Consider the following 23,395-nt stretch of genomic DNA (forward strand, 5'->3'; position numbering starts at 1 on the left):
CCATGGAAGATCCAACGCTCTGAAGACACTGCCGTGCGCCACCCCCCGCAATGACCCACCCCATCCCCGATCCATCCTTCTGGCGCGGCCGCCGCGTCTTCCTGACCGGCCATACCGGCTTCGTCGGCGGCTGGACCGCGCTCTGGCTGCAGAAGCTGGGCGCCGAGGTCCACGGCTTCGCCCTCAACCCGCCGACCGATCCCAGCTTCTTCGCCGCGGCCAGGCTGTCGGACCGGATCGCCGCCAGCACCATCGGCGACATCCGCGACCCTGCGCCGCTGGCCAAGGCCGCTGCCGAGGCGAAGCCCGGCATCGTGCTGCATCTCGCCGCCCAGCCCCTGGTGCGCGCGGCGTTCCACGATCCGGTCTCGACCTTCGCCACCAATGTGATGGGCACCGCGCATCTCCTGGATGCCGTGCGCAACCTTTCCGGCCTTGCGGCCGTGGTGGTCTTCACCACCGACAAGGTCTATCGCAACGTGAACTGGCCCTGGCCCTATCGCGAGAACGATCCGCTTGGCGCCGACGAGCCCTACAGCGGCAGCAAGAGCGGCGCGGAACTGGTGACCGAGGCCTTCCGCAACAGCTATTTCAGCCGGGCCGAGCAGCCGGTGCCGGTGGTGACCGTGCGCGCCGGCAACATCATCGGCGGCGGCGACTGGGCCGAGGACCGCATCGTGCCCGATGCGGTGCGCGCCTTTGCGGCGAAGCAGCCGCTGATCATCCGCAACCCCAAGGCCGTGCGGCCCTGGCAGCATGTGCTCGACGCCGCGCGCGGCCTGCTGCTGATCGCCGAACGCACCGCGGCGCAGAAGCTGCCGCCCGAGCTGCTGTCCTGGAACCTCGGTCCCGGCGATGCCGAGACCACGCCGGTCGCCGACCTGGTCGATCATCTGGTCAAGGGCTGGGGCGAGGGCGCGCGCTGGGAGCATCGCGGGGACAACGAAGTGAAAGAGGCGCATTTCCTCACCCTCGACAGCCACCAGGCCGCCCGCCATCTCGGCTGGAAGCCGGTCTGGCATGTCGCCGCCGCCGTACAGCATTCGGTTTCCTGGTATCGCGGCTTCCTCGCCGGCGACGACATGGCCAAGGCCAGCCTCGCCGAGATCGATCGTCATGTCTCGGATGTGACGCCGTGAAGATCACCAGGCTGAAGATTCCCGGCAGCGTCGAGGTCGCGCTGCAGGCCCGCGGCGACGAACGCGGCTATTTCATGCGCACCTATGACGAGGCGATCTTCGCCGAGCATGGCCTGCCCACCCGCTGGGTGCAGATGAATGAATCGCTGTCGGCGAATGTCGGCACGATCCGCGGGATGCATTTCCAGCGCCCGCCGCATACCGAGGCGAAGCTGGTGCGCTGCACCCGCGGCGCCTTGCTCGACGTCTTCGTCGACTTGCGCCGGGGCTCGCCGACCTACGGCCAGTGGGATGCAGTCGAGCTTCGCGCCGACCGCCACAACGCGGTGCTGGTCCCGCGCGGCTGCGCCCACGGCTTCTGCTCGCTCGAGCCGGACAGCGTCGTCAACTACATGGTGGACAATTTCTACACCCCGGCGGCCGAGGAGGGAGTGCGCTGGAACGACCCCGCTCTCGCCATCCGCTGGCCGCTCCCGGGCGAGCCCACCATCTCCGCCAAGGACGCCGCCTGGCCGCTGTTCAAGGACGTGGCGCCGGTCGAGCTCTAGGGCCGATCCCGGCCCTTGGAGTTCTGGAACATATAGGGTACAATCATTCCCGCAACGCAGCCGGCGTTCCGTTTCCACGCGCAGCTGCATGTACAGTGCATGGACGAAACGACGGTTCTGCTGGCCTCTGCTGGATAGATTATCGTTATTTTGCAATATATTAGTCGCATTGACCGCCCTCCGGCGCGGCTCCTGTAAATGCAAGGGCCGGTTCTGCAATTGGGCGAGTAGGGTAGCCTTACCCTTTGTTAACCTTAACAGCCTAAGCCTAGGCGGCCCGTGGCATCTTCCTTGCTTCGGCGCGGTATCGATCGGGGCAAGAGTGATCTCACCGTCATGAAGTTCGGCATTTCCTATTTCGGCCCGGAGCCGCTGTTTCACCTCCGCCGCGATTTCCTGCTCTCCATGAAATACGGGTTGGAATCCCTCGGCCATGACGCGGTGCTGAACGGGCTCTCGCTGGAGAGCGACCGCTTCAATTTCGTGGTCGGCGCCTATTTCCTCCCCGCCGCCGAGATCCCGAAGATCGCCCAGTCCGGCGTGAAGCATGCGCATGTGAACACCGAGGTCATTGCGCAGGACATGCTGAACTTCAATCCGCAAAAGACCGACTTCCTCGGCGCCTACCTGCCGGCGATGAAGGCGGGGGCTTTCGTCTGGGACGTGATCCAGGACAACATGACCGAGTATCAGCGCTATGGCGCCAATGCGCATTTCCTGCGCTGGGGCTGGGATCCGAAGCTGGAGGACATCGAGCACCGCAGCGAGAAGGATCTCGACTTCTACTTCTTCGGCATGATGAGCAACCGGCGGAAGCAGATCGTCCAGTCGGTGCGTCAGAAGGGGTTCCGCGGCGCCTCCGACCATTCCTGCCCCTATTTCCTGCGCAACGACCGGATTGCCCGGGCCAAGGTGCAGCTCAACATCGTCCAGGAAGAGAAATACACCCACGTGAACTCATTCCGGGTCTGCTATCTTGCCAACAACGCCTGCGCCATCGTCTCCGAGCACGAGCAGGATCCCGCCGGCTACCTGGAGATGACGCGGCTGGCGACCGCCCAGGAGATGCCGGATGCCGTCGCCGACCTGGTCGCCGGCGACAAGTGGCGCCAGCAGGGCGAGAAGGCCCAGGCGATGATGCGCGAGCGTCCGATGAAGACCATCCTCGAGGCGCTCCTCGACACCAGCGGCTTGAAGTAGAGACGGGAAGCAGCTTGGCAAAGGTCGCGGTCACGGGTGCGAAGGGATTGATCGGCAGTGCCGTCGCCGCCGAGCTCGGCGCGCGCGGCCACGAGGTCGTCTCCCTCGGCCGCGGCCCCGGCAACGCCGTCACCCTCGACCTCGCCGGGCAGCTGCCGGCGCTCCCCGCGATCGACGCGCTGATCCATTGCGCCGGCGTCACCGATGAAGAAGTGAAGGCCGACAGCGCGGCCGCGATCTTGCGCGCCGCTTCCGGCACCGATCGCCTCGTCGCGGCCGCCGCGACAGCCGGTGCCAGGCGCATGGTCTATGTCTCCAGCGCCCATGTCTACGGCGCGCTCACCGGGCATATCGACGAGACCATGCCGGCCAATCCGCTGAGCGACTACGCGCTCGCGCATTACCTCGCCGAGCAGATCTTCCGCCGCAATGCCGCGCGGGCCGGTTTCGCGGTGCGCATCCTGCGCCCCTGTGCGGTGTTCGGACCGCTTGGCGAGCCGCTGCGCTTCCGGCGCTGGTCGCTGATTCCGTTCTCCTTCCCGCGCGCGATCGCCGAGACCGGATTGATCCGCATCCTCGGCACCGGGCGCGACCGCCGCAACTTCGTCGGTACCAACGTGATCGCGGCGCAAGCTGCCGATTTCGTGGACATGCAGACTCCAGGCGTCGCGATCCTCAACCCGATCGGCACCGCGGACCTGACGGTCGCGGAATTTGCCGAGCTTTGCGCGAGGCTGGGCGGCGACGTGCTTGGCCGCAAATGCCGGGTCGAGATCGCCGGCAAGGGCGACACCGATCCCGCCCTTGAATACCGCTCGGTCTTCGTCGGTGCGCGCAACGGGCACAGCCTCGAGACCCATATCGTCGATCTGATCCGCCAGTGTTCCCAGCTTGGAGCGACTGCATGAGCACCGCCAACCCCGAACTCGCGTTGGACAAGGAAATTGCCCAACGCTACGTCGCCTTCCTGGTCGAGAACGGCCGGAGCGACGATCCCGACGCGCGCCGCGACTACTGCGAGCGCGCCGGCGTGCATCAGAAGCTGCTGCACAACAACCCGCATATCGCCGCGATCGAGAAGCTGTTCCAGGACCAGTCCAGCATGGAACGCCTCGGCGACATGACGCTGCGGCAATACATGATGTACCACTACTACTATCTGCATCAGGGCTATCGCTACGGCGCGCCCAAGCTGCAGCAGAAGTGGCTCGGCCACGACATCATCAAGACGCCGCAGGATTGCTGGGTCTACCAGGAGATCATCTGGGAGACCAAGCCCGACGTGATCATCGAGCTCGGCATCATGTTCGGCGGCGCGACGCATTTCTTCGCCTCGATCCTCGACCTGGTCGGTCACGGCGAGGTGCTCGGCATCGACATCTCGCTTGCCAAGGCGAAGCCACCCGAGAACAAGCGCATCACCTATATCGAGGGATCGAGCACCTCCGAAGCCGTGCTCGAGCAGGTGCGCAAGAAAGCGCAAGGCAAGCGCACCCTGGTGATCGCCGATTCCGACCATGAGAAGCTGCATGTGCTGGGCGAGATCCGCGCCTATGCGCCCTTCGTCCATGTCGGCGGCTATTTCGTGGTCGAGGACTCGCTGAACGACGTCATGGGCTACCATCCGGTGCCGAACGAGGGGCCGAAGGCCGCGGCCGACGTCTATCTCACCGAGACCGACGATTTCGTCTTGGACCGCCGCTGGGGCGAGCGCTACGTGATGTCGCTCAATCCCAACGGCTATCTCTTGCGGGTGAAGTGACATGCGCCTCGTAATCGCCGCGCCGCCGACCATCGACGTCTCCGCCCTCGCCAAGGACTTGGCTGCGAAGGATAAGGCGACCCTCATCACCGATCCCAGCCGCGCCGCCTGCGAGCGCTACGGCTACCAGACGCTCTACGAGATGCCGATTGCGCTGCAGAAACAGGCGCGCCGCAAGCTGATCACCGACCATATCGCCGCCCTGCAGAAGGGCGGGTCGCTGGTCTGCGACCATTCGATCTTCCAGTGGCTGGCCGACTGGATGCGCTGGATCTGGGGCAAGACCCCGACCGAGGAATGGGAAGCGGTGCTCGCGGAAGCCACGCCGGCGGTGAAGCTCTACGACGCGATCGAGCATGTCGCGGAAGGCCCGGCTGCGGGCTACAACGGCTACACTTGGCTCGACCAGCGCAACGGGAAGGAGATCGAGCGGCTGATGCGGCATCTCTACGTCGATCTCGGCTGCGCCGAGAAGGTGCGCTTCAACGGTCGCAAGGCGTGACGCGCAGCCGATGCTGGTGATCTCGCCGACCGCGCAGATCTCGAAGCTGGCCGATATCGAGGATTCGGTGCGCGGCACCAGGATCACGATCGGCGACGGCGTCTTCATCGACGCCTTCGTGAAGCTCCGGGTCGCCGGCGGCAGCGGCGACGTGACGATCGGCCCGAACTGCTACATCAACGCCGGCTCGGTGCTCTACAGCGGCAACGGCATCACGCTCGGCGAATACGTGCTGATCGCCGCCAACTGCACGTTGGCGCCCACCAACCACGAATACCGCGATCCCGACGTCGTCATCCGCAAGCAGGGTTTCGCGCCCAGCCGCGGCGGGATCGTGATCGAGGACGACGTCTGGATCGGCGCCAACAGCGTCCTGCTGGACGGCGTGCGGATCGGCCGCGGCGCGGTGGTCGCGGCGGGCTCGGTGGTGCGCGGGACCTTGCCGGCCTATTCGATCTCGGCCGGCAATCCGGCGAAGGTCGTCAAATGGCGGAAGAAGCCGGCCTGAACCCTTAGCCGTTGTTGCTGGCGTCGGGATGCAGCTTGGCGACGATGCGGCCGTCGGCGGTCTTGGCCGAATGGACCGAGCGCGCCATCAAATCCTGCCAGCCCATGGTCTGGTTGGCCTTGGCATGCTCCTTCTTCCAGTCCTCGGCGTATTCGCTGCCCTTGGTCTCTTCGAAGATCGGCATGCCCTGAGTGTAGTGCACCATCTTCGCGTCCTCGCGCGGGGCGTCGTAGCCGACCAGATGGTTCCATTCGCGCGGCAGGTCGCCGATCAGGTCCTCGGGCACCCAGTCGATGCCGTGCGGGTTGCGGCACTGCTTCGGGTCCTGGACGTATTCCGGCGTCAGGATGCGGTTGGCGGGGTGGCCGCAGTTGAACAGGATCAGGCTCGCCCACTCGAACCGCTTAGCGTTCTTCGAGACCATGACCGCGTAGCGGTCGTCGGTCATCGCGAAGAGCTCGGCCACGTCGGCGCGGCAGAGGTAGTCGAGGTCGAGGAACAGCGCCCAGCCCTGGAACCCGGCCAGCCACGGCGTCAGGAAGCGGCTGTAGGTGAACGGGGTGAGGCCGGTGCGGGTGAGCGGCAGGCTCGGCAGGAACAGCGGGGTGATCGCCACCGGCTTCGAGCAGCGGCGGAAGATGCTGAACTGCAGCACGTTGTAGGAGATCGCCTGGCGATGGTCGTAGCCGATGAAGATGCGCAAAGGCTGCGCGAAAGTCTGTGCGGTCATGGGTGCCGCCTCCTCCAATTAGAATGAGCCGCTGTAGATCATGCCGAGCAGCTTGCTGGTGCCCGAGGTGCCGATCGGCGGCAACGAGTTGATGCGACTGAAGGCGTCGGCCAGGGAGTCGGTCAGGATGTTCGCCGGGCTGTTGGTGTTGTTCGCGATCCCGAAGGGATCGTCGGTGCCTTCGGTATAGGCTTGCTCGGTGGTGGTGAAATCCTTGGTGTACCGCGTGCCCTGGGTCATCTGGATGGCGTAGTTGTAGGTGCCCTTGGCCTGCGTATCGACGCCGTCGGCGCGGGTGACGCGGATCACGTACTGGCCACTCGCCATGCTGAACGTGCCGTTCTTCAGGGCCTTGTAGTTGTCGTTGGCCTGGCCGGCGCCGGCGTCGCTGTCGGCGACCAGGCCCTTGCCCTTGGCGAAGATCTGGACCCGCACCTTGCCGCTGGAGTCCTGCAGCGGGTTCGGATTGCTGGGGTCGTTCACCAGGATCGAGAATTTGGTGCTGCCGTTGGTCGCGACGTTGAGCGAGAAGGTATCGACCTTGTCGGCCTTGTTGAGCGCGCTGATGACGTTCAGCCGGGTCGAGTTCAGGCTGAGCTGGCCGATCTGCCGGGCGGTCGCATTGTTGTCGTAGAGGACGTCCTGGCTGGTCTTCTCGAACTCCTGCACGTCACCGGAGGCCGAGGCGCTCAAGGCCGCGATCTGGTCGGAAATCTGCTGCAGCGCCGCGCTGGTCTGGTCGGCGATGGTCTGGGAGGCGTTGCCGGAGAGCGCGGTGTTCAGGTTCGAGGTGGTGGAGCTGCCGCTGTTCGACGACGACGTGCCAAGCAAGCCGCTGCCGCTGCTCGAGGTCAGTCCACTCGTCACGGGGCTCACGGCCATGCTCGGTACTCCAGTTGCCGGCCGTTCAGGCCGAGACGTTCACCGCCATCCGGGCGCCGCCGACGGCGGGAACCGCCGGGATGGGGTTTGCATCATTCGCTTGCATCGGCTGTGCCATTCCGGCTTCGGCGACCTGCGGCTTTTGCGCCAGGCCCTCGGCCACGCAGCGGTTGATGTCCAGGATCGGCTGCAGCTTGGAGCCGTCGAGGTCGCCCAGACGCTGCAGAATCTGCCGGTCCATCATGATCGAGAGGGCGAGGACATTGTCGCGGATCTCCCGCGGCAGGGGGCAGTCGGGCTCGGCCATGGCGGTCTGGAAGATGGTCCAGAGCCGCTGGTTGAGGATCAGCGCGTCGCGCAGCGACTTGCCGCCGTCCTCGGTCTTGGCGCCGACGACAAGGCGACGGGAAGCCTCGGACAGGGCCCAGGCCTCGGTGCTGCGCGGATCCGTCGCCGCCGGCTGGCTGACATAGCCCGCCTTTTTCGCCCCTTGGTTCATCATCGTCTTTACTCCGTGCTCCTAAAACGCCGCCTTGGCCTTTCGGCTCCGTTGGCGCTCGGAGCCGCGGGTCAGAACAGTTTCGCGGTCAGTTTCAGCGCTCGGTAGTAGTCCTCGGACTGCACGAGCCGTGCCACGTCCTCGAGCTTCTCCCGGTCGCCGGGCCGCTGCCGCAGAACCTCGCCCCAGATCTGCTCGAACTTGACCACGTTCTCCGCAGCGTTTTCCGGGAAGAGGTATATCAACTGAATGATTAAATAGAGCTTGCGCTCCAAAGTGTCGGCCTGCTCCTCCTTCATGACCTCGCGGCCGCGGAGAAACTTGACCTTGTTGTAAAGGTAAAAACTGCCCGGCTCCTCGCCGCGGCCGATGACCGCGCCGTTGACGATGACTTTCTCGCCGGGTTTCAAAGTGAACTTGAGGGGCAAAACGGGAACTCCCAATCCGAAGCGAATCGGCCCGGTCCCCTCGAACTATCGTATGCATTTGATTTCGCATCAGTCTTGGCGGGGAGCCTGGGCGGCGGGTTGCCCCGCCGCCCAAGTCTACCCAACCCCCGACGGTTAGAACAACCGCAGGATGGCCTGCTGAGCCTGGTTGGCCAAGCTCAGGGCGATCGTGCCGAGCTGCTGCCTGGTCTGCAGCGTCAGCATGTTCGCGCTTTCCTCGTTCTGATCTGCCTGGGTCAGCTTGGATGCACCTTCCGTGAGCACGTTCGCGAACTCCAAGGTGAAGTCCTGACGCGTCTGGATGATGTTCAAGTTGGTGCCCAGGTTGGACGAGGCCGTTCGCAGCAGGTTCTTGGCCTTGTTCAACTGGTCGATCGCGTTCTGAATGTCAGAACGGTCTCCCCAGCTGTTCTGGGCCTGGTCGAGCTGCAAGCCTTGTCCGTTGGTCTGGACGTTCTGGCTGACCACGTTGACGATCGAGGTGTTGGTCTCGTTCAACTGGACAGTCAGGTTGTTCTGGTCGGAAGCATCGACCAGCTGCTTGGTGGTCAGATCGGCCGAGGTGCCGGTATGCGCACCGCGGACGTCGAACTTCGCATCGCGCTGCTGGGTGTACGCACCGCGCACCTGGACGGTGAACGCTGCGTGGCTGGCCGCAGTACCCGCCGAGCCGGACTGCGAGATCGCGCTGTCGCGGAAGGCGAGGTTGATCGTCGCACCATTGTTGGTACCACCGGTCAGGGTGACCGAGATGATGCTGCCGGCGTCGACGCTGCCAGCACCGATCGTGGTGCTGAACGAACCGCCCAGGCCGTCCGAGATGTTGATGGTGGTCGAACCAGCCGATCCGACGGTCACATCAACGCTGAGCTTGCTGACCTGGTTGGCAGCGAAGCCAGCAACCGCGCCAACACTGGTGATCGGAGCGGTCGACAGGGTGCCGGACGCGCCGCTCTGCTGTTGGATCGTGGTGGCGATTTCGGCGGAAGCCGCCGCAGCCGCCGTCGCGATGTACTTCAGCTCATTGTAGTTGAACGAGATGTCGATCGAGCTGCCGTTGATGCTGCCGCCGGCGCTGAAACCCACCTGGGAAGCATTGCCGGTGCTGACGACCTTGGTGTTCAGGCCGGCCGAGCCGTTGCCGTCCAGCGAGACGCTATACGAGTCGAAGTTGCCGGTCGCATAGTTGAAGCTGTTGGCATTGGCCGTCACGGTGAACGTCTCGTCGACGGTCACGCTGCCCGGGGAGGTCAAGGTCGGGGTGCCGGTGATCGCCGCCGCGCCGGTGCCGTAGGAACCGGAAGCCGCCGCGGTGTAGGTCGAGGCCTGCAGGATCTGCCGCTCGTCCAGAGTGACGCGCGCGGTACCCGAGCCGAACGAGAACGCGTTCTCGCCGTCCGAGACCTTGCCGTTACCAACCGACTGGAGACCGTCGCGGGTGACCTTTTCGCCCGCGGAGTTTTCGACGGAAACCTGGAGGTTGATGTTCTTCTGGATGGTCGACGTACCCACGCCGGCGGTATCCGGCACGTCTTCGATCGAGTCGAAGTCGACGTCGAAGGTGAGGTTGGTGCCGCTGCCGAAGCTGTGCGAGAACTTCAGCACGGTGCCGGCGCCCTTCGCCGTGGTCCACTCCGCCTGGGTGAAGGTCGTGGTGAAGGACTCGTCGCCTTCGGTAACCGTGAAGGTCTTGTCCTTACCCGTGCCGCCGCTCAGCTTGATGGTGATGTCGGAGAGGGTGTTCTTCGAGGTCGAGGCGAAGCCGTTGACCGTGATGTTGCTGATGCCGCGATCGGTGGCGGCGTTGGCGATGTCGCCCGCGTCGCCGGAGATCGCGCCGTCGCCCGCGACCGAGACGGTGTAGGTGTCGGCCTTGGTGACGTTGGTGACAGTGGCACCGCTGATGCCGGCCAGGGCGTTGACGTCGAGCTGGCTGCTCGCAGTCACGCCGAGACGGAGGCCGCTGCCGATCAGCAGGTTCTTACCGGCATAGTTGGCATCTCCGGCCTGGCTGTCGATCTGGCGCAGGAAGGCGTTGTACTGCTGGGCAAGGCTCTTGCGGGTCGCGACCGAGTTCGCGTCCGTGCCGAGATTGCTCAGCGCCGACTGCGTCAGCGCGGTGGCGTTGTCGATCAGGTTTTGGATCGCCGTGATGCCTTTGTCGCCGGCGGTGATCGTGCTGATCGCCTGGCCGATGCCATCCTTCAGGCTGGTAAGATCGCTGGCGCGTTGGTTCAGCGACTTCGCCGCGAAGAAGGCGGTCGGGGAGTCCAGAGCCGAGTTGACCTTGTTGCCGGTCGACAGGCGGGTCTGGGTACGGTCGAGAGAGGTCTGCGTGGTCTGCAGCAGGAGGAGGTTGCTGCGGATACTCGCAGAGAGCTGGACAGAATTAGCCATTCGAGTGTGCTCCCTTTTGGAGGCTGGGTTTCAGCGCCGACCTTTGTCAGGCGCACCGGCCGCGGACATGCGGCAGGCAGGGCTAGGTAGCAATTTCCCTGCCAACCGGAAAAAGTTGCCAGACCCGGCAGAAATGGCGGAAATCCGTGCCGCCTGGATTAACCATGTTAGAGTAACGGCGTTGAGGCCCGGCAATTTTTGCCGAACGGGGCAGGAATTGCCGCTGAAACCCCTATCGCAGCGGCAGAATGTGCCGCGTTAACAAATTCCGATTTCCTCGGCGATTCATCGAGTTAGAGTTTATTTTTTGTTAACGCCCGACAGACTAGGCTAGCGGCAAGCCGAAGGCTGACGGCCCGATCCATCATCCGAAGTCAGGCAAGACCGCACCATGTCGTCCAACTACAAGATCAACGAAGCGGGGCTGCTGTCCTACCCCCAGGTCACCCCGGCGGTGGTGCCTGCCGCAGAGGATGCCGAACTGACGTTGAAGAGCCAGCGGCAGCGGAAGATCGAACTGGCCCATGAGGCGAGCCTGCTCAACAAGGCGGGTCGCACCGAGGAATTGAGGCGCTGCCTCGAATCCATGATCGACCTCGATCCCAACGACGCCCAGGCTCTCTACAACCTCGGCGTGCTGCTCTCGCGACAGGATAACGAGAAGACGCGCGCCGAGCGCATGCTGCGCCGCGCGATCGACAACGAACGCGACTATGCCGATGCCTACCTTGCGCTCGGTAACATGTATTTCGAGAGCCGGCATCTGCTCTCCTCGATCGAGATCTACGAGGCGGGGCTGCGGCAGGTACCGACCCGCCTTCAGCTGCTGAGCAGCTTGCTGCGTGCTGCGACCACCATGCGCTCGCCGCAGCGAGTGGAGAAGATCGCGCGGCGCATCCTGAACATCGACGAGGACGACACCAACGCCCTCAACTACCTGGCCTGGTCGCTCATGATGCGGGGAGGCGACCTGGACGAGGCGGATCGCGCCTTGAAGCGCGCCCAGAAACGCAAGGTGGAGGCGGCGTTGACGGCGGTCAATCTCGCCTTGGCGGAGGCGCTGGCCGACCTGCGCCACGAGCCCGACGTCGCCGCGGCGCATCGCGCGCGCCTGGAAGAACTCGCGGCCGACAACTGGTCTAACGCTCATCTCGCCGCCGAGACGTTCGTCATTGCGCAGCGGCCCGAACGCGCCGCGGGGATGGTGCGGGACTACATCAAGCGGAACCCGGACGACTCACAGGCCTATCGCTATCTGGCCGTGACGTTGATGCAGGACGGCGACTTCCTCGGCGGCCACGAAGTCGTGCGCGAGGTGCTGAATGCCGGAATGGACCGGCCGAGCCTTCTGATGATCTACTCCTTGAACTCATTCCGGCTCGGCGATCTTGAGACCTTCCACAAGTACCATTACACGCGTTGGGTGCGGGAAGGCGCTGAGGAACTGTGGAAACTTCCGGTCCCGGAGTGGGACGGCAGTCCGATCAAGCACGGCAAGCTGGTCGTGCAATGCGAGCAGGGGGTCGGCGACTATGTGATGTGGGCGGTGCTCTTTCCCGGCATCGCGCCCAAGGCGCGGGACGTCGTCACCAAGGTCATCCCACGTATGGGCAACCTGTTCCGGCGAAGCTTCCCCGAAATGCAGTTCATCTATGAGAACAAGCTGCCGCCTGACATCCCGCTAGAGGCGGTGGCGGCGCGCACGACGGCTGGCGACCTGCTCGATCTTCTGAAGCCCGATATCGACGATCTGCCGGGCAAGGCGGGCTTCCTGGTGGCCGATCCGGCGCTGAAGTCGAAGCTCCGGAAGCGTTACGAAGCGCAGTTCCCGGGGAAACGCCTGATCGGCATTTCCTGGCGAAGCGGAAACCGCGACAGCGCTGCGATGCGCTCTCTCGAACTTCCCTACTGGAAGCCGCTGTTCGACATGGAGGACTGCGCCTTCATCAGCCTGCAATACGGCGACCTTACCCGAGACATCGAAGAGTTGCAGCAGCAGCTGGGCGACAAGGTGTACTGGGACAAGGAGGTGAACCCGATGGGGGACATGGATCCTTTCACGGCGCAGATCTCCGCCATGGACATGGTCATTTCGGTAGACAACAGCACGATTCATTTCGCCGGCGGCCTCGGCAAGCCCTGCTGGGCCATGCTCCCGCTCAATTCCGACTGGCGCTGGCAGACCGATCGAACCGACACGATGTGGTACGACAGCCTGGAACTCTTCCGGCCCGACAAGGAAGGGGGCTGGGACGGATTGGTCGAACGGGTCGCCGATCGGCTGGCGAAGCAGGATGACGAAACTCTGAAACAGGCTGAGATCGCATACCTCCGCCGCGCCTTCTCCACCATGGTCAAGGCCAACCGGATCGCGGATGCCGAGCAATACGGCCGCATGCTCCTGGCCCATGGCGTGGACAAGGCGCAGGCCATGCGCGCGGTGGCCAAATCCGCGCTGGCGGCGGGCCAGGCGGCGGATGCCGTCGGCATTCTGCACCGCGCGATCGAGCTTGATTCCGAGGATCCGGACATCCAGGCGGACATGGCCCAGGCACTCGCCAAGGCGGGTGACGCCGAGCACGGCCTCGGTCTTGCGCGCGAGCTGACGCGCCGCTTCCCCAAGAACGACGAGGCCTCGATAGCCTGCGGCCGCATCCTGTCGGATCTCGGCCGGTACGACGAAGCGACCGATTTCTTCGCGCGGATCCTGCGTCGCGACCCTGAGAACGTGGCCAGCCGCATGGCTTTGGCGGGTTTGCAGGCCGCCCAGGGAGATTTCGAACTGGCCCGCAAGAACTACGAGCGCGTGCTCACCGTCGAGCCTTCGAATGCGACGGTCCACACCGCACTTGCCGAGATCCTGTTGCGGCTCGACCAATGGGCGGCAGGCTGGCCGAGCTTCCGCTGGCGCTTTGGTGTCCGGCCCGAAGTGCTGCCGACTTACTTCGCCGCGCTCGATCCGGCAAAGCAACCGAAGCCCTGGTCCGAGGGCAGCTTGCGCAAGCAGCGCCTCTTCCTGGCAGCCGAGCGCAATCTCATCGAGCAGCTGCTGTTCGCCGGATTGATCCCGGAGGTCGCAAGGGAAAGCCGAAAGACGGCGCTGGAATGCGATCCCCGTCTCGCGTCGTTGATGACCACCAGTTTTCCGACCATAGACGTCATGGGGCGTAACGACCTGACTCCGGAAACCCTGCAGGAGCGCAATTTCCAGCTGGTGAGCACGCTCGGCAACTTGGCTGGCCGGCTCCGCAGCGCTCAGAGCCAGTTTCCGGCGCGTCAGAAACCGGCGCTGACCGCGGACCCGGAGAAGGTCGCGGTGCTGCGCCAGGCATACCAGGCGACAGCGCAGGGTCGGAAATTGGTGGGCCTGTCGTGGCGCCATGCCAAGAGCTCGCCGCAATGGCCGACCCCACTCGACGCCTGGCTGCCGCTGATCGATCGATCGGACGTGATGGTCGTCGCCCTGCATCCCGGTTCCGCGGAGGCGGAACTGGCGGAATTTGCGGAGCGCACGGGCCGCGATCTTATTTTTGACCGGCGGGTGGACTTCTCCGGCGACCTCGGTGCATACGCCGCCGAAGTTCAGGCTTGCGATTTCGTGATCGCGGTCGAAGATTTGACCGCCGTTCTGGCCGGCGCGCTCGGCAAGCCGACTCTCAAGGTGAAGCGGGCGGTGGATCACTGGTGGTGGGGCATGAACGAAGGGGAGAACCGCTGGTTCTCGGCCTTGCGGACCGTGGTGGCGCCCGGTGGTCCGGGTGAGGCCGAAGTCGCAAAAGTGCTGGCCCTGTTCGAGCAAACGTTCGGGAGTTGATCGATCTCAGATGGCGATGAATCGGAAGGAACGCCGCGCTGCGGCGAAGCAAGAGCGAGGCGGTCGGGGGAAGGCCGTTTCCGCCGCCCATGCGGAAAGGCTGGATCAGGCCATCTCGCTGGCTCAGGTCGGCAACCTGGCCGGCGCCGAGGCGTTGCTCGATGCGGTTTACAAGGCTGACCCGGATCAGCCCGAGGTCAACCATCAGCTCGGCATGATCTACTCCCGCACCGGTCGCACCGAGGCCGGCCTCGAACTGCTGCGCAAGGCCGTCGCGACCCGGCCGGAGGAATCGCTCTATTGGAACAACCTCGCGGCGGCCTGCCTCGCCATCGAGCGGTCGCAGGAAGCCGTCGATGCCGTCACCAAGGCATTGGCGCTCGACCCGAAGAACTTCATGGCCTGGCAGAATCTGGGGCTCGCGCGGCGCGACCTCGGCGACCAGGCCGGCGCGGCCGAGGCTTTCGACAAGGCCGCGGCCCTGGGCAGCCTCGATGCGAACAGCCTGGCCAGCTGGGGCGAGTGCCTGGGCGCGCTCCGGCGGTTCCAAGAAGCGGAAACCGTGGTCCGTCGCGGCCTGGCTCTCTCGGGCGATAAGGATCCGGCGATCGTCTCCTTGCTCGGCTGGCTGCTGAGCGAGCAGGGCAAAAGCGACGAAGCGCGCGAGACTTTCCGGCGCAGTTTGGACATCAAGGCCGACCAGTTCCTTGCAGCCTTCAACTACGCCATCCTTTCCCTGCGGGCCAACGACAACGAGGTGGGCTTGCGCTGGCTGCGCCGCGCCACCTCCATCGACCCGAAGTCGGCCGTTGCCTGGCGCTTGCTGGCCCTCGAGTTGGCGCGACAGGAACTGAGTGAAGAGGCCCTGCCGGTCGCCGAGCGCGCCCTGCGCCTCGCCCCGGACGACGCCGAGATCCAGAGCCTGATCCGGAAGCTCAAGGGCGAGCCGGAGGCCGCGGCGCCGGCCTTCACCGTCGATTTCGGCGAGATGGCGCCGGCCGCCACGGTCGAGCCTAAGGCTCCCGACGCCAAGCCGCTCGCCGGCTCCGGTGTCTTCGACCTCTCCGTCGTGAAGATCGGCAACAGCGGCGACTGATCGGGACGGCCTCGCCCGATCCGGCGATGCATCCGCCTGAAAAGAGAAGGCCCGGCGACTGGGGCAAGTCGCCGGGCCGGTCTGTCGCTGCCCCCCAGGGAAATCGGGGGGAGACTGCGATCAGAACAGTTTCAGGATGGCCTGCTGGGCCTGGTTGGCGAGACTTAAGGTGATCGTGCCGAGCTGCTGCCTGGTCTGCAGCTGCAGCATGTTGGCGCTTTCCTCGTTCTGGTCCGCCTGGACCAGCTTGTTGGCGCCCTCGGCCAGGATGTTCACGAAGCTGTCGGTGAATTTCTGCCGTTCCTGGATGATGTCGAGGTTGTTGTTCAAGCCCGAGGTCTGGGCCTGCAACTCGGTCTTCGCGGCCTGGATCATCTTGCTCGCGACCTCGAGATCCGCGCGGTCGAGCCAGTTGTTCTGCGCCTGGTCGACCGCGAGGCCTTGTCCGTCGGTCTGCAGGTTCTTGCTGATGACCTGGATATGCGCGACGTTGGTCTCGTCGAGCTGGACCGTCATGTTGTTGGCGTCGGTGGCGTTCGTCACCTGCGCCGTGCTCAAGGTGGACGTGTACCCGGTCTGGCCGGCGCGCACGTCGAACGCGACCTGACGGGGTGCCGTGTAGGCGCCGATCGCGTTCATGATGATCTGGCCGGTGGCGTTGGACTGCAGCACGCTGCTGCCCAAGCTCAAGACCAGGGTCGCGCCGCTGTTGACGCCGCCGGAGATCACGAAGTTGATGACCTGCGACGAGGCCAGTGTGCCGTTGTAGGTCGCCTTGCCGCCGTAGCCGTCGTCGAGCACGAAGGTCGAGGCGCTGACGTCGGTCTTCATGTTGATGGTCATGCGCGTCGCCACGTCGTTGGCGAAGCCCGAGACCGCTCCGACCGAGATGTTGCTGACGTCGAGCACGCCGCCCAGGACGATGGCGGTCGATTGCACCTGCGTCGCGTCCGAAGCCGAGGCAACGGTGGTGCGCGCCAGGCCCGCGGTGCGGAAGTCGATGGTGACGCTTCCTGCCGGCGTGCCGTCGGCGATGCTGTTGATCGAGTAAAGTCCGTCGCCGTTGACCACGATGGTCGAGGTGCCGGAGGGGCCGGTGACCGTCACGCTGTAGGCGGTGAACTTGCCGGCGACGAAGTCGAAGTTCGCCGGGTCGGCACGCGCGGTCACCGTGTAGGTGAAGTCGTTGGAGATTCCGGCCAGCGGAATGGTCGGCGTGCCGGCGATCGCATCCGCGGCGCCGCCATAGGCGCCGCCAACGATCGCGTTGTACTGGGACGACTGCAGGATGGTCTTCTCGTCGATGGTGAGGCGCGGCGTGCCGGTGTCGAAGTTCCAGGAGTTCTGGCCGTCCGCCAGCTTCTGCTGGCCGGACAGGTTCGACGCGCTGCGCGTGACCGTGGCGCCGATGCCGTTGAAGTTGGTGACACCGATCCCGAGGTCGGCGAACTTCTCGATGGTCGAGGTGCCGACACCGGCGGTGTCCGGCACCGCTTCGATCTGCTCGAAGTCGACGTCGAAGTTGATATGCGTGCCGCTGACGAACTGGTGGTCGAAGTTCAGAACCTGGCCGGTCGAGTTCGCCGCCTTCCACTGCGCCTGGGTGAAGGTCTGGGTGAAGGCGACCGTGCCCTCGGTGACCGTGATGGTCTTGTCCTGGCCGACGCCGCCGGTGATCTTCACCGAGAGCGAGCTGAAGGTGGCGGACACCTTGCTCTGGAAGCCGCTGACCACGACGTTGCTGATCCCGCGGTCGGCCTCGGCATTGGCAACGTCGGTGGCGTTGGCCGAGATCTTGCCGTCGCCCTTGATCGCGATGACGTAGTCGTCGGTCGTCATCACGTTGGTGACGGTTGCGCCGGTGACCCCCGGGATCGCGTTGGTCGAGCTCTTGGTCGACGAGGTCGCGTCCATCCGCAAGCCGTTGCCGATCACCAGGTTCTTGCCGTTGTAGTTGGCGCCCTGGGCGAGCTTGTTGATCTGGTCCAGGAGCGTGTTGAACTGCGTCGCCAGCGACTTGCGCAGATTGATCGAGTTCGCGTCCGACCCGAGGTTCTGTTGCGCCTGGTTGATCAGCGCCTGCGCCTGGTCGAGATAGTTGCCGATCGTGGTCGCCGCCGTGTTGGCGGTCTGGATCGTGCTGACCGACTGGCCGATCGAGTCCTTCAAGGCCGAAAGGTCGTCGGCCCGGTTGTTGAGACCCTTGGCGGCGAAATAGGCGACGGGCCCATCGAGCGCGCTGTTGATCTTGTTGCCGGTCGACAGGCGCTGCTGTGTCCGATCGAGCAGAGACTGGGTCGACTGCAGGAGCAGCAAGTTCCCGCGGATGCCGCTCGTCAATGGGATGTCGTTCGTTGCCATCAGGGTTCTCCCGTAATCTTGGCTGACCGAAGCCTTTGGCCCCGGCTAGGCTGGTCAACCCAGCCCTCGGACCCCTTGATGCAGTCGCCATGCCAACTGCTATTTTGTTGATATTACGTCAGAAAATGACGATTCCAGAGACCTGCGGCTCGCCCACCACCCTGCAATTATCGCCGGGAAGGAACAGAATTGCCGACTGGATCGTTGGCTTTTGGTGGGTAGAAACCGCCGGGTTGCGCGGCGCGGTTGTCCATGAATCGGAATGGTAGAGGAAGATTCTTCGCTTCGATTCTGAGGAATCACACCATTGGGTTGGGTTTCCCAGGGTTAAAGTCTTGAAGTTAAGTGTTAACAGGCCTATTGTAACCCTGCCCAGGTTCTAATTTGGGTGCATAGAGCTGGGCATAGAGGTTTTTAGTTGAATACGTGGCGAAACAGCGGGTTAGGTCGCCCGTCCGCGGATAGTCAAAATGCTGAGTGTCGGCAACAGTTTGGGAAGCACTGGCGCATCGTCCTCGCTTGATACGCGGGTGGCGGTGGGTGCTGGCGTGTTCGCCGTCAGCGCCGCGGAAGCCAGTCCCTCCGAGCCTCAGCCCCGCGTCATAACGACGCCCACACAGACCGCCGATCAGAAAATCTTCGCCTACAACGCCTTCGAGTTCAGCTACCGCTCGGACTTCGGCAAGGTCATCCTGCTGCAGCAGAACGTGGAGACCGGGGCGGAAGTCACCCAGGTCCCGACCGAGTATCACCTCCGGCAATATGCGGCGTCCCAGCGCGAGCAGCGGGTTCAGCTGCAGCAGAAGCTCTACAAGGGTTCCGTTGGTGAGAGCCAGACCGCGCCGCAGACCGTCGTGGTGAGCACCGGCGCCAAGCCGGCCTCCGGGCCGAGCGCGCCCCCGGCTTCGCCTTCCGTCGCACCCAGCACCACCGCGGCTGCGACGGCTGCCCACGTCGACATCAAGGCCTGATCCGCTTCAAGCGCGTTGTTGCATCGTAGCCGGCTCCGCGGCGGCGGAACGGCGTCCCTTGCGCAGGGAGCCCCGCTGATCGTAGCCGGTGACGCTGGAGCGCTTTTCGTCGAGCGCGGAAACCACGGCGCGCATCACCCGTTCGTTGACGTCCCGCATTGCGCGCAGCGCGCGGAGATTTTCGGTGACCGCCGCCTGGACCCGCTCGGTCGCCTCGACCAGTTCGTCCTTCAAGGCGGTGCTGATCGCCTGGTTCTCGCCGGAAGGCTCCTTCAGCGCCAGGGTGAAGGCGCGGTAGGTGTCGGCGAGGGCGATCTTCTCCACCTGCATCTGCTTCAAGGCTTCCGGCCGCATGGCGCGGATCGCTTCCATCTCCTGCTGCAGGCAGCCGATCAGCCGCGAAGTGATGGCCAAGAGCTCGGTGACGCGCGACGACGGCTTGGACATAGAACCCCCTATTGCTGCTCCTGCAGTTGCAGGAGCTGACGTTTCACGACGTCGGCGATCCCGAGCACATGCTGCCTTGCGACCGCCTTGCCGTATTCCTGGGTCATCAGCGAGCGGAACATCCCCTCCGCCTCGCCGCCGCCGGTGACCGAATCCGGCTTGATGCCCGAGAACATCTGCTCGAAATAAGCACCGGCGAAGAAGGCCTCGAAATCCTCGGCGACCTTGTCGATCGCCGCTTCGTTCTGCTGCTTGGCCAGGGCCGCGCGCTGCTGAGCGAGCTGGCGCGGATCGGGCGTATAGGTCGGCCCAAGGGTCGGCGCTGTCGAGACCGCGTTCATTGCGTAACGATGTCCGCTTGGAGCGCGCCGGCGGCCTTGATCGACTGCAGGATCGAAATGAGATCCCGCGGACCGACGCCGAGCGAGTTGATTCCGGTGACGAGCTGTTCGAGGGTGAGGCTGGTCGGCAGCACCGCGAGCTTGCGGTTGCGATCTTCCTGCACCTCGATATCGGTGCGCGGCACGACCACCGTCACGCCGGTCGAGGAGAAGGGCGAGGGCTGCGACACCTGCGGGGTCTCGGTGACGCGGATGGTGAGATTGCCTTGGGCAACCGCGACCTTGCTGATCCGCACGTTCTCGCCCATGACGATGACGCCGGTATTCTCGTCGATCACCACGCGGGCCTGCTGGTCCGGCTCGATGGGCAGCTGCTCGACATTGGTGATGAGAGCGGCCGGGCCGCCGGGAAACTGGCTGGAGTTCAACTGCACGGTGCCGCCGTCGATCGGCAGGGCGGTGCCGGCGCCGACTGCGGCGTTGATCGCATCGGCGATCCGCTGGGCGGTGGTGAAGTCCGGGTTGCGCAGCGACAGTTTCAAGCTGGAGAGCTGATTCAATTCGAAGGGGATCTCGCGCTCGACGATGCCGCCGCGCACGATCCGGCCGCTGGTCGGCACGCCGCGCACGATGGTCTCGGCCGCACCCGCCGCCTTGAAGCCGCCGATGGTGATGCCGCCCTGAGCCACCGCGTAGACTTCGCCGTCGGCGCCGATCAGCGGGGTCGCCAGCAGGATGCCGCCCTGCAGGCTGGTGGCATCGCCCAGGGACGAGACGCTGACGTCGATCTCGCTGCCTTGGCGGGAGAAGGCGGGGAGGTTGGCTGTCACCATCACCGCCGCGAGGTTCTTGGTCTCGAGGTCGGCATTGTCGCGGTTGATCTTGACGCCGAGGCGCTCGAGCATGCCGATCAGGCTTTCCCGGGTGAACGGGGCCTTCTTCTTCATGTCGTCGCCGGTGCCGTCCAGGCCGACCACCAGGCCGTAGCCGACCAGCTGGTTCTCGCGGACGCCCTCGAAATCGGCGATGTCCTTGATCCGGGACGTGGCGGCGGCGGGGATCGCGGTCGCGGCCAGGGCCGCCAGCATCACGCCCAGGCGGGCGAGCCGCAGCAGGGCGGAGCGCGGTTTGCTGGTGGGCGGTCGCTTCATGTTCGGTCCGATTTCTTCGGCGGTTAAACTGGCTTTGCGCCCGGTAACTAGCGAATCCCATGCCAGGCGCGCCAATGTCGCTATATTAATGATTTCAGTTGGTTACCAGACCTGACCAGGACCGGTTGCTGTGCCCGGACGAGGCGCGGGCAGGACCGGCCTTAACCTTCCGGCAGTTTCTGCCGGGGCCAGGGTACGATAGGCAAGCCTTTGGATTTCTTTATAGAATGTTAAGGATACGGTGACTAAAAGGGCAGGCAGGGCGCCGCCCGAATGGAGTCGCTTCCCGACCGATGAAAGTCGAACCCACCGCACCGAGGCCCACGACGACCGTCCGCAAGACCGGCGGCACGTCGGCGACTGGTTCCGGCGCCTTCGCCAAGGCGCTCAGCGATACCCAGCAGAGCCACGGCCCGGGAATGCCGGTCAGCGTCGGCTTCACCGATCTCAACACCGTGCTGGCCCTGCAAGAGGCTCCGGATGCCACGCGTGGCCGGGCCCGGAAGCGGGCGCAGGAACGCGGCAACATGATGCTGGACCATCTGGAGGAGATCCGGCTGGGCCTGCTGCTCGGCACCATCCCGATGGCGAAGCTGGAGCAGCTCGCCTCCTTGGTCCGAGCCAAGCGCGAGCAGATCGACGATCCGAAGCTCCTCGCCATTCTCGACGAGATTGAGCTTCGGGCCGCTGTGGAGCTGGCCAAGCTGAGCCGCCCCGCGCCCTGAGCGCTGGGATATAGAATCCTTAAATTACAATAAGTTGAACGCCGCGCCCGACGCCAAATCGGACTTGCGAGGATAACTTTATTCCCTTATTACTCCCCGCGCCCGGCCACCAGGGAATCGCCCTGGGAGGATGGTACCGGGAACCGGCGTATCCATTCGAGCACTGCATGAAACCGTTGCTTTCGCCCGACTATCGGCCGACCGAAAAAGAGTCCTTCATGAATCCGATGCAGCTGGAATATTTCCGGCAGAAGCTGCTCGGATGGAAGGCGGAACTGCTCCGGGAATCGAACGAGACCCTGAGCCATCTCCAGGAAGAGAGCCTTTCGGAACCGGATATCGCCGACCGTGCCTCGCTGGAGACCGACCGCGCCCTCGAGCTCCGCACCCGCGACCGCGAGCGCAAGCTGATCTCCAAGATCGACGAGGCGCTGCTCCGGATCGAGGACGGCTCCTACGGCTATTGCGAGGAGACCGGTGAGCCGATTTCGCTGAAGCGCCTGGAAGCCCGCCCGATCGCAACCCTGTCGATCGAGGCCCAGGAGCGCCACGAGCGGATGGAACGCACCCACCGCGACGACTGAGCCGGTGCTCTAGCCTTCATCTTCCGCGTCCTTCTCCCAGCTGTGGTAGCGGAGCAGGACGGAGGATTCCGCCACCCGCGGGTGGAACCGGTAATCGTGATAGAAGACCAGGATGATGCTGACCGTCTCGCCGTCTTCCGAGAGCGGCAGGAAGATCACGTCCTGCTTCTCCAGCGCGCCGTCCGGTGCGCGGTAGTCGCCGCGAAAACAGCAGGGTTCCCCGGTCTGAGCGACGTACTCGTAGTAGGCGAGGGATTCCTCGGCGGAGGAGGCGAAAAAGGCCTCTGCCACGGAACGGCCGGTCGGGTCGCTGCCGCGCGATGCCACTTCCTCGGTCCCGACCAGCCGGTAGACGAAGCGGCGCGCATCCGGCACGACATCCACCAGGGTGATCCGCGGCAGGAAGGCCTTGATGTCGCCCGGGTCGATATCGGTGCGGCGGGGCATCCGGCGCGCGCCGGCCTTCGACCGCCAGTAATCGACCATGGCGCGAATGTCCGGATGGCTTGCGGCGATCCGGGCTTCGGTCTCCTCCTGGCTCAAGCGCTCCAACACCCCAAGTTCCGCCTTTTCCGGAACAACCCTTTCCACAATCTATAACTTTCGCAGGAAGGTCGGATACGGTGCCGCGGCTTTATCCCCAGGGAAATTCCGGGCGGCGCAAAAATACTGCCCGCAACGCCATTGCAAAAACGGAGGCGCCTCCTGATATAATCGGGGCTAGTGACCTTCGAGCCTTATCCGCACGCATGTCTTCCCGCCACCGGTCGCTTCGGTGCCGGGACATCGCCGTTTCTCATCCGCACCGCCCTCGGGAGGGGCCACGCGCCATGATCACTCTTAAAGTCAACGGACAGGACCATCTGGTCGATGTCGATCCCGCGACGCCCTTGCTCTGGGTGCTGCGCGACACGATTGGATTGACCGGCACCAAGTACGGCTGCGGCATTGCCGCCTGCGGCGCCTGCACCGTCCATATGGACGGCCAGCCGACCCGCTCCTGCAGTGTCACCGTCGGCGATGTCGGCGCGGCCAGCATCACCACGATCGAGGCGGTCGAGAGCAAGGCGGCGAAGGCGGTGCAGACCGCCTGGCAGAAGCTCGATGTCGTGCAATGCGGCTACTGCCAGTCCGGCCAGATCATGGCGGCGACGGCGCTGCTCGAGAGCAACCCGAAGCCGACCCAGGAGGATATCGAGGCGGCGATGACCAATATCTGCCGCTGCGCCACCTATCAACGCATCCGAACCGCGGTCAGCGAAGCCGCCCGCATCATGGAGGGCTGAGCC

The 23,395-nt window shown here is 64.7% G+C and carries 23 protein-coding genes; 13 read left to right on the top strand and 10 right to left on the bottom strand.

The features are described 5' to 3' along the window. The first annotated feature begins 50 nt into the window (after positions 1–50). The 7 genes from rfbG (at position 51) to ACYQ4T_RS04900 (ending at position 5,659) form a co-directional block, all read left to right on the top strand. A complete protein-coding gene (rfbG, locus tag ACYQ4T_RS04870; protein WP_459851154.1) occupies positions 51–1,139 on the top strand; it encodes a CDP-glucose 4,6-dehydratase in 1,089 nt (362 codons plus the stop codon). Then, positions 1,136–1,687, top strand: a complete 552-nt coding sequence (gene rfbC, locus ACYQ4T_RS04875; RefSeq protein ID WP_459851155.1) for a dTDP-4-dehydrorhamnose 3,5-epimerase — start codon at positions 1,136–1,138, stop codon at positions 1,685–1,687. The genes rfbG and rfbC overlap by 4 nt, the downstream gene beginning before the upstream one ends. A gap of 336 nt (positions 1,688–2,023) precedes the next feature. Further along, the gene (locus tag ACYQ4T_RS04880) at positions 2,024–2,887 is read left to right on the top strand and encodes a hypothetical protein (protein ID WP_459851156.1); all 864 of its coding nucleotides are present in this window, start codon (positions 2,024–2,026) and stop codon (positions 2,885–2,887) included. Between the two features lie 14 nt (positions 2,888–2,901). Then, entirely contained in the window at positions 2,902–3,795 is an 894-nt protein-coding gene (locus ACYQ4T_RS04885; protein ID WP_459851157.1) for an NAD-dependent epimerase/dehydratase family protein, read from the top strand. Beyond that, positions 3,792–4,649 carry a CmcI family methyltransferase gene (locus ACYQ4T_RS04890; RefSeq protein ID WP_459851158.1) on the top strand — a complete coding sequence of 286 codons (858 nt, stop codon included), beginning with the start codon at positions 3,792–3,794 and terminating at the stop codon, positions 4,647–4,649. The genes ACYQ4T_RS04885 and ACYQ4T_RS04890 overlap by 4 nt, the downstream gene beginning before the upstream one ends. A gap of 1 nt (position 4,650) precedes the next feature. Continuing rightward, positions 4,651–5,151, top strand: coding sequence for a hypothetical protein (locus ACYQ4T_RS04895; RefSeq protein WP_459851159.1), 501 nt, complete (start codon positions 4,651–4,653; stop codon positions 5,149–5,151). Positions 5,152–5,161: 10 nt separating this feature from the next. Next, on the top strand, positions 5,162–5,659 hold the full coding sequence (locus ACYQ4T_RS04900; RefSeq protein ID WP_459851160.1) for an acyltransferase: 498 nt from the start codon (positions 5,162–5,164) through the stop codon (positions 5,657–5,659). A 4-nt stretch (positions 5,660–5,663) separates the two neighbouring features. Here ACYQ4T_RS04900 and ACYQ4T_RS04905 read toward each other — a convergent pair whose 3' ends face one another. The 5 genes from ACYQ4T_RS04905 to ACYQ4T_RS04925 form a co-directional block, all read right to left on the bottom strand. Beyond that, entirely contained in the window at positions 5,664–6,389 is a 726-nt protein-coding gene (locus tag ACYQ4T_RS04905) for a hypothetical protein (protein ID WP_459851161.1), read from the bottom strand. A gap of 18 nt (positions 6,390–6,407) precedes the next feature. After that, positions 6,408–7,271, bottom strand: a complete 864-nt coding sequence (locus ACYQ4T_RS04910; RefSeq protein WP_459851162.1) for a hypothetical protein — start codon at positions 7,269–7,271, stop codon at positions 6,408–6,410. A gap of 25 nt (positions 7,272–7,296) precedes the next feature. Then, the gene (locus ACYQ4T_RS04915) at positions 7,297–7,773 is read right to left on the bottom strand and encodes a flagellar biosynthesis regulator FlaF (protein ID WP_459851163.1); all 477 of its coding nucleotides are present in this window, start codon (positions 7,771–7,773) and stop codon (positions 7,297–7,299) included. Positions 7,774–7,841: 68 nt separating this feature from the next. Further along, on the bottom strand, positions 7,842–8,198 hold the full coding sequence (locus ACYQ4T_RS04920; protein WP_459851164.1) for a flagellar biosynthesis repressor FlbT: 357 nt from the start codon (positions 8,196–8,198) through the stop codon (positions 7,842–7,844). Between the two features lie 135 nt (positions 8,199–8,333). Continuing rightward, the gene (locus ACYQ4T_RS04925; protein WP_459851165.1) at positions 8,334–10,616 is read right to left on the bottom strand and encodes a flagellin N-terminal helical domain-containing protein; all 2,283 of its coding nucleotides are present in this window, start codon (positions 10,614–10,616) and stop codon (positions 8,334–8,336) included. Between the two features lie 391 nt (positions 10,617–11,007). Here ACYQ4T_RS04925 and ACYQ4T_RS04930 point away from each other — a divergent pair, with 391 nt between their 5' ends. Both ACYQ4T_RS04930 and ACYQ4T_RS04935 read left to right on the top strand, forming a co-directional pair. Next, positions 11,008–14,430 (top strand): tetratricopeptide repeat protein, encoded by a 3,423-nt coding sequence (locus ACYQ4T_RS04930; RefSeq protein ID WP_459851166.1) that lies wholly within the window; start codon positions 11,008–11,010, stop codon positions 14,428–14,430. Between the two features lie 10 nt (positions 14,431–14,440). Continuing rightward, positions 14,441–15,526: a tetratricopeptide repeat protein gene (locus ACYQ4T_RS04935; protein WP_459851167.1), complete on the top strand. Its 1,086-nt coding sequence runs from the start codon at positions 14,441–14,443 to the stop codon at positions 15,524–15,526. Positions 15,527–15,646: 120 nt separating this feature from the next. Here the strand turns inward: ACYQ4T_RS04935 and ACYQ4T_RS04940 are convergent, their stop codons facing one another. After that, positions 15,647–17,887 (bottom strand): flagellin N-terminal helical domain-containing protein, encoded by a 2,241-nt coding sequence (locus ACYQ4T_RS04940; RefSeq protein WP_459851168.1) that lies wholly within the window; start codon positions 17,885–17,887, stop codon positions 15,647–15,649. Between the two features lie 530 nt (positions 17,888–18,417). On the opposite strand from ACYQ4T_RS04940, the gene ACYQ4T_RS04945 reads away from it, so the two are divergent. After that, the gene (locus tag ACYQ4T_RS04945; protein WP_459851169.1) at positions 18,418–18,858 is read left to right on the top strand and encodes a hypothetical protein; all 441 of its coding nucleotides are present in this window, start codon (positions 18,418–18,420) and stop codon (positions 18,856–18,858) included. A 6-nt stretch (positions 18,859–18,864) separates the two neighbouring features. On the opposite strand, the gene ACYQ4T_RS04950 is transcribed toward ACYQ4T_RS04945, so the two are convergent. The 3 genes from ACYQ4T_RS04950 to ACYQ4T_RS04960 are packed head-to-tail and all read right to left on the bottom strand — an operon-like array spanning position 18,865 to position 20,797. Then, positions 18,865–19,305 carry a hypothetical protein gene (locus tag ACYQ4T_RS04950; RefSeq protein ID WP_459851170.1) on the bottom strand — a complete coding sequence of 147 codons (441 nt, stop codon included), beginning with the start codon at positions 19,303–19,305 and terminating at the stop codon, positions 18,865–18,867. An 8-nt stretch (positions 19,306–19,313) separates the two neighbouring features. Further along, a complete protein-coding gene (locus ACYQ4T_RS04955) occupies positions 19,314–19,646 on the bottom strand; it encodes a rod-binding protein (protein ID WP_459851171.1) in 333 nt (110 codons plus the stop codon). Further along, entirely contained in the window at positions 19,643–20,797 is a 1,155-nt protein-coding gene (locus ACYQ4T_RS04960) for a flagellar basal body P-ring protein FlgI (RefSeq protein ID WP_459851172.1), read from the bottom strand. Before ACYQ4T_RS04960 ends, ACYQ4T_RS04955 begins: the two co-directional genes overlap by 4 nt. A 293-nt stretch (positions 20,798–21,090) precedes the next feature. Between ACYQ4T_RS04960 and ACYQ4T_RS04965 the strand changes: the two genes are divergently transcribed. After that, complete coding sequence (locus tag ACYQ4T_RS04965; RefSeq protein WP_395018172.1) at positions 21,091–21,522, top strand: flagellar assembly protein FliX; 432 nt, start codon at positions 21,091–21,093, stop codon at positions 21,520–21,522. A gap of 167 nt (positions 21,523–21,689) precedes the next feature. Continuing rightward, positions 21,690–22,106 (top strand): RNA polymerase-binding protein DksA, encoded by a 417-nt coding sequence (gene dksA / locus ACYQ4T_RS04970; RefSeq protein WP_395018174.1) that lies wholly within the window; start codon positions 21,690–21,692, stop codon positions 22,104–22,106. 9 nt (positions 22,107–22,115) lie between these two features. Here the strand turns inward: dksA and ACYQ4T_RS04975 are convergent, their stop codons facing one another. After that, a complete protein-coding gene (locus tag ACYQ4T_RS04975) occupies positions 22,116–22,661 on the bottom strand; it encodes a PAS domain-containing protein (protein WP_459851173.1) in 546 nt (181 codons plus the stop codon). A 275-nt stretch (positions 22,662–22,936) separates the two neighbouring features. Here ACYQ4T_RS04975 and ACYQ4T_RS04980 point away from each other — a divergent pair, with 275 nt between their 5' ends. Continuing rightward, positions 22,937–23,392, top strand: a complete 456-nt coding sequence (locus ACYQ4T_RS04980; protein WP_459851174.1) for a (2Fe-2S)-binding protein — start codon at positions 22,937–22,939, stop codon at positions 23,390–23,392. Positions 23,393–23,395 lie beyond the last annotated feature (3 nt).

The sequence above is a fragment of the Dongia sp. agr-C8 genome, from assembly GCF_054658695.1.

What these genes read in the sequence shown, in the direction of transcription:
- ACYQ4T_RS04900 (WP_459851160.1), top strand. Translation starts at nt 5,162, where the DNA reads ATGCTGGTGATCTCGCCGACCGCGCAGATCTCGAAGCTGGCCGATATC.
- ACYQ4T_RS04925 (WP_459851165.1), bottom strand. Translation starts at nt 10,616, where the DNA reads ATGGCTAATTCTGTCCAGCTCTCTGCGAGTATCCGCAGCAACCTCCTC.
- ACYQ4T_RS04935 (WP_459851167.1), top strand. Translation starts at nt 14,441, where the DNA reads ATGGCGATGAATCGGAAGGAACGCCGCGCTGCGGCGAAGCAAGAGCGA.
- ACYQ4T_RS04895 (WP_459851159.1), top strand. Translation starts at nt 4,651, where the DNA reads ATGCGCCTCGTAATCGCCGCGCCGCCGACCATCGACGTCTCCGCCCTC.
- ACYQ4T_RS04960 (WP_459851172.1), bottom strand. Translation starts at nt 20,797, where the DNA reads ATGAAGCGACCGCCCACCAGCAAACCGCGCTCCGCCCTGCTGCGGCTC.
- rfbG (WP_459851154.1), top strand. Translation starts at nt 51, where the DNA reads ATGACCCACCCCATCCCCGATCCATCCTTCTGGCGCGGCCGCCGCGTC.
- ACYQ4T_RS04965 (WP_395018172.1), top strand. Translation starts at nt 21,091, where the DNA reads ATGAAAGTCGAACCCACCGCACCGAGGCCCACGACGACCGTCCGCAAG.
- ACYQ4T_RS04980 (WP_459851174.1), top strand. Translation starts at nt 22,937, where the DNA reads ATGATCACTCTTAAAGTCAACGGACAGGACCATCTGGTCGATGTCGAT.
- ACYQ4T_RS04940 (WP_459851168.1), bottom strand. Translation starts at nt 17,887, where the DNA reads ATGGCAACGAACGACATCCCATTGACGAGCGGCATCCGCGGGAACTTG.
- ACYQ4T_RS04915 (WP_459851163.1), bottom strand. Translation starts at nt 7,773, where the DNA reads ATGATGAACCAAGGGGCGAAAAAGGCGGGCTATGTCAGCCAGCCGGCG.
- dksA (WP_395018174.1), top strand. Translation starts at nt 21,690, where the DNA reads ATGAAACCGTTGCTTTCGCCCGACTATCGGCCGACCGAAAAAGAGTCC.
- ACYQ4T_RS04880 (WP_459851156.1), top strand. Translation starts at nt 2,024, where the DNA reads ATGAAGTTCGGCATTTCCTATTTCGGCCCGGAGCCGCTGTTTCACCTC.
- ACYQ4T_RS04930 (WP_459851166.1), top strand. Translation starts at nt 11,008, where the DNA reads ATGTCGTCCAACTACAAGATCAACGAAGCGGGGCTGCTGTCCTACCCC.
- ACYQ4T_RS04955 (WP_459851171.1), bottom strand. Translation starts at nt 19,646, where the DNA reads ATGAACGCGGTCTCGACAGCGCCGACCCTTGGGCCGACCTATACGCCC.
- ACYQ4T_RS04890 (WP_459851158.1), top strand. Translation starts at nt 3,792, where the DNA reads ATGAGCACCGCCAACCCCGAACTCGCGTTGGACAAGGAAATTGCCCAA.
- ACYQ4T_RS04950 (WP_459851170.1), bottom strand. Translation starts at nt 19,305, where the DNA reads ATGTCCAAGCCGTCGTCGCGCGTCACCGAGCTCTTGGCCATCACTTCG.
- ACYQ4T_RS04905 (WP_459851161.1), bottom strand. Translation starts at nt 6,389, where the DNA reads ATGACCGCACAGACTTTCGCGCAGCCTTTGCGCATCTTCATCGGCTAC.
- ACYQ4T_RS04910 (WP_459851162.1), bottom strand. Translation starts at nt 7,271, where the DNA reads ATGGCCGTGAGCCCCGTGACGAGTGGACTGACCTCGAGCAGCGGCAGC.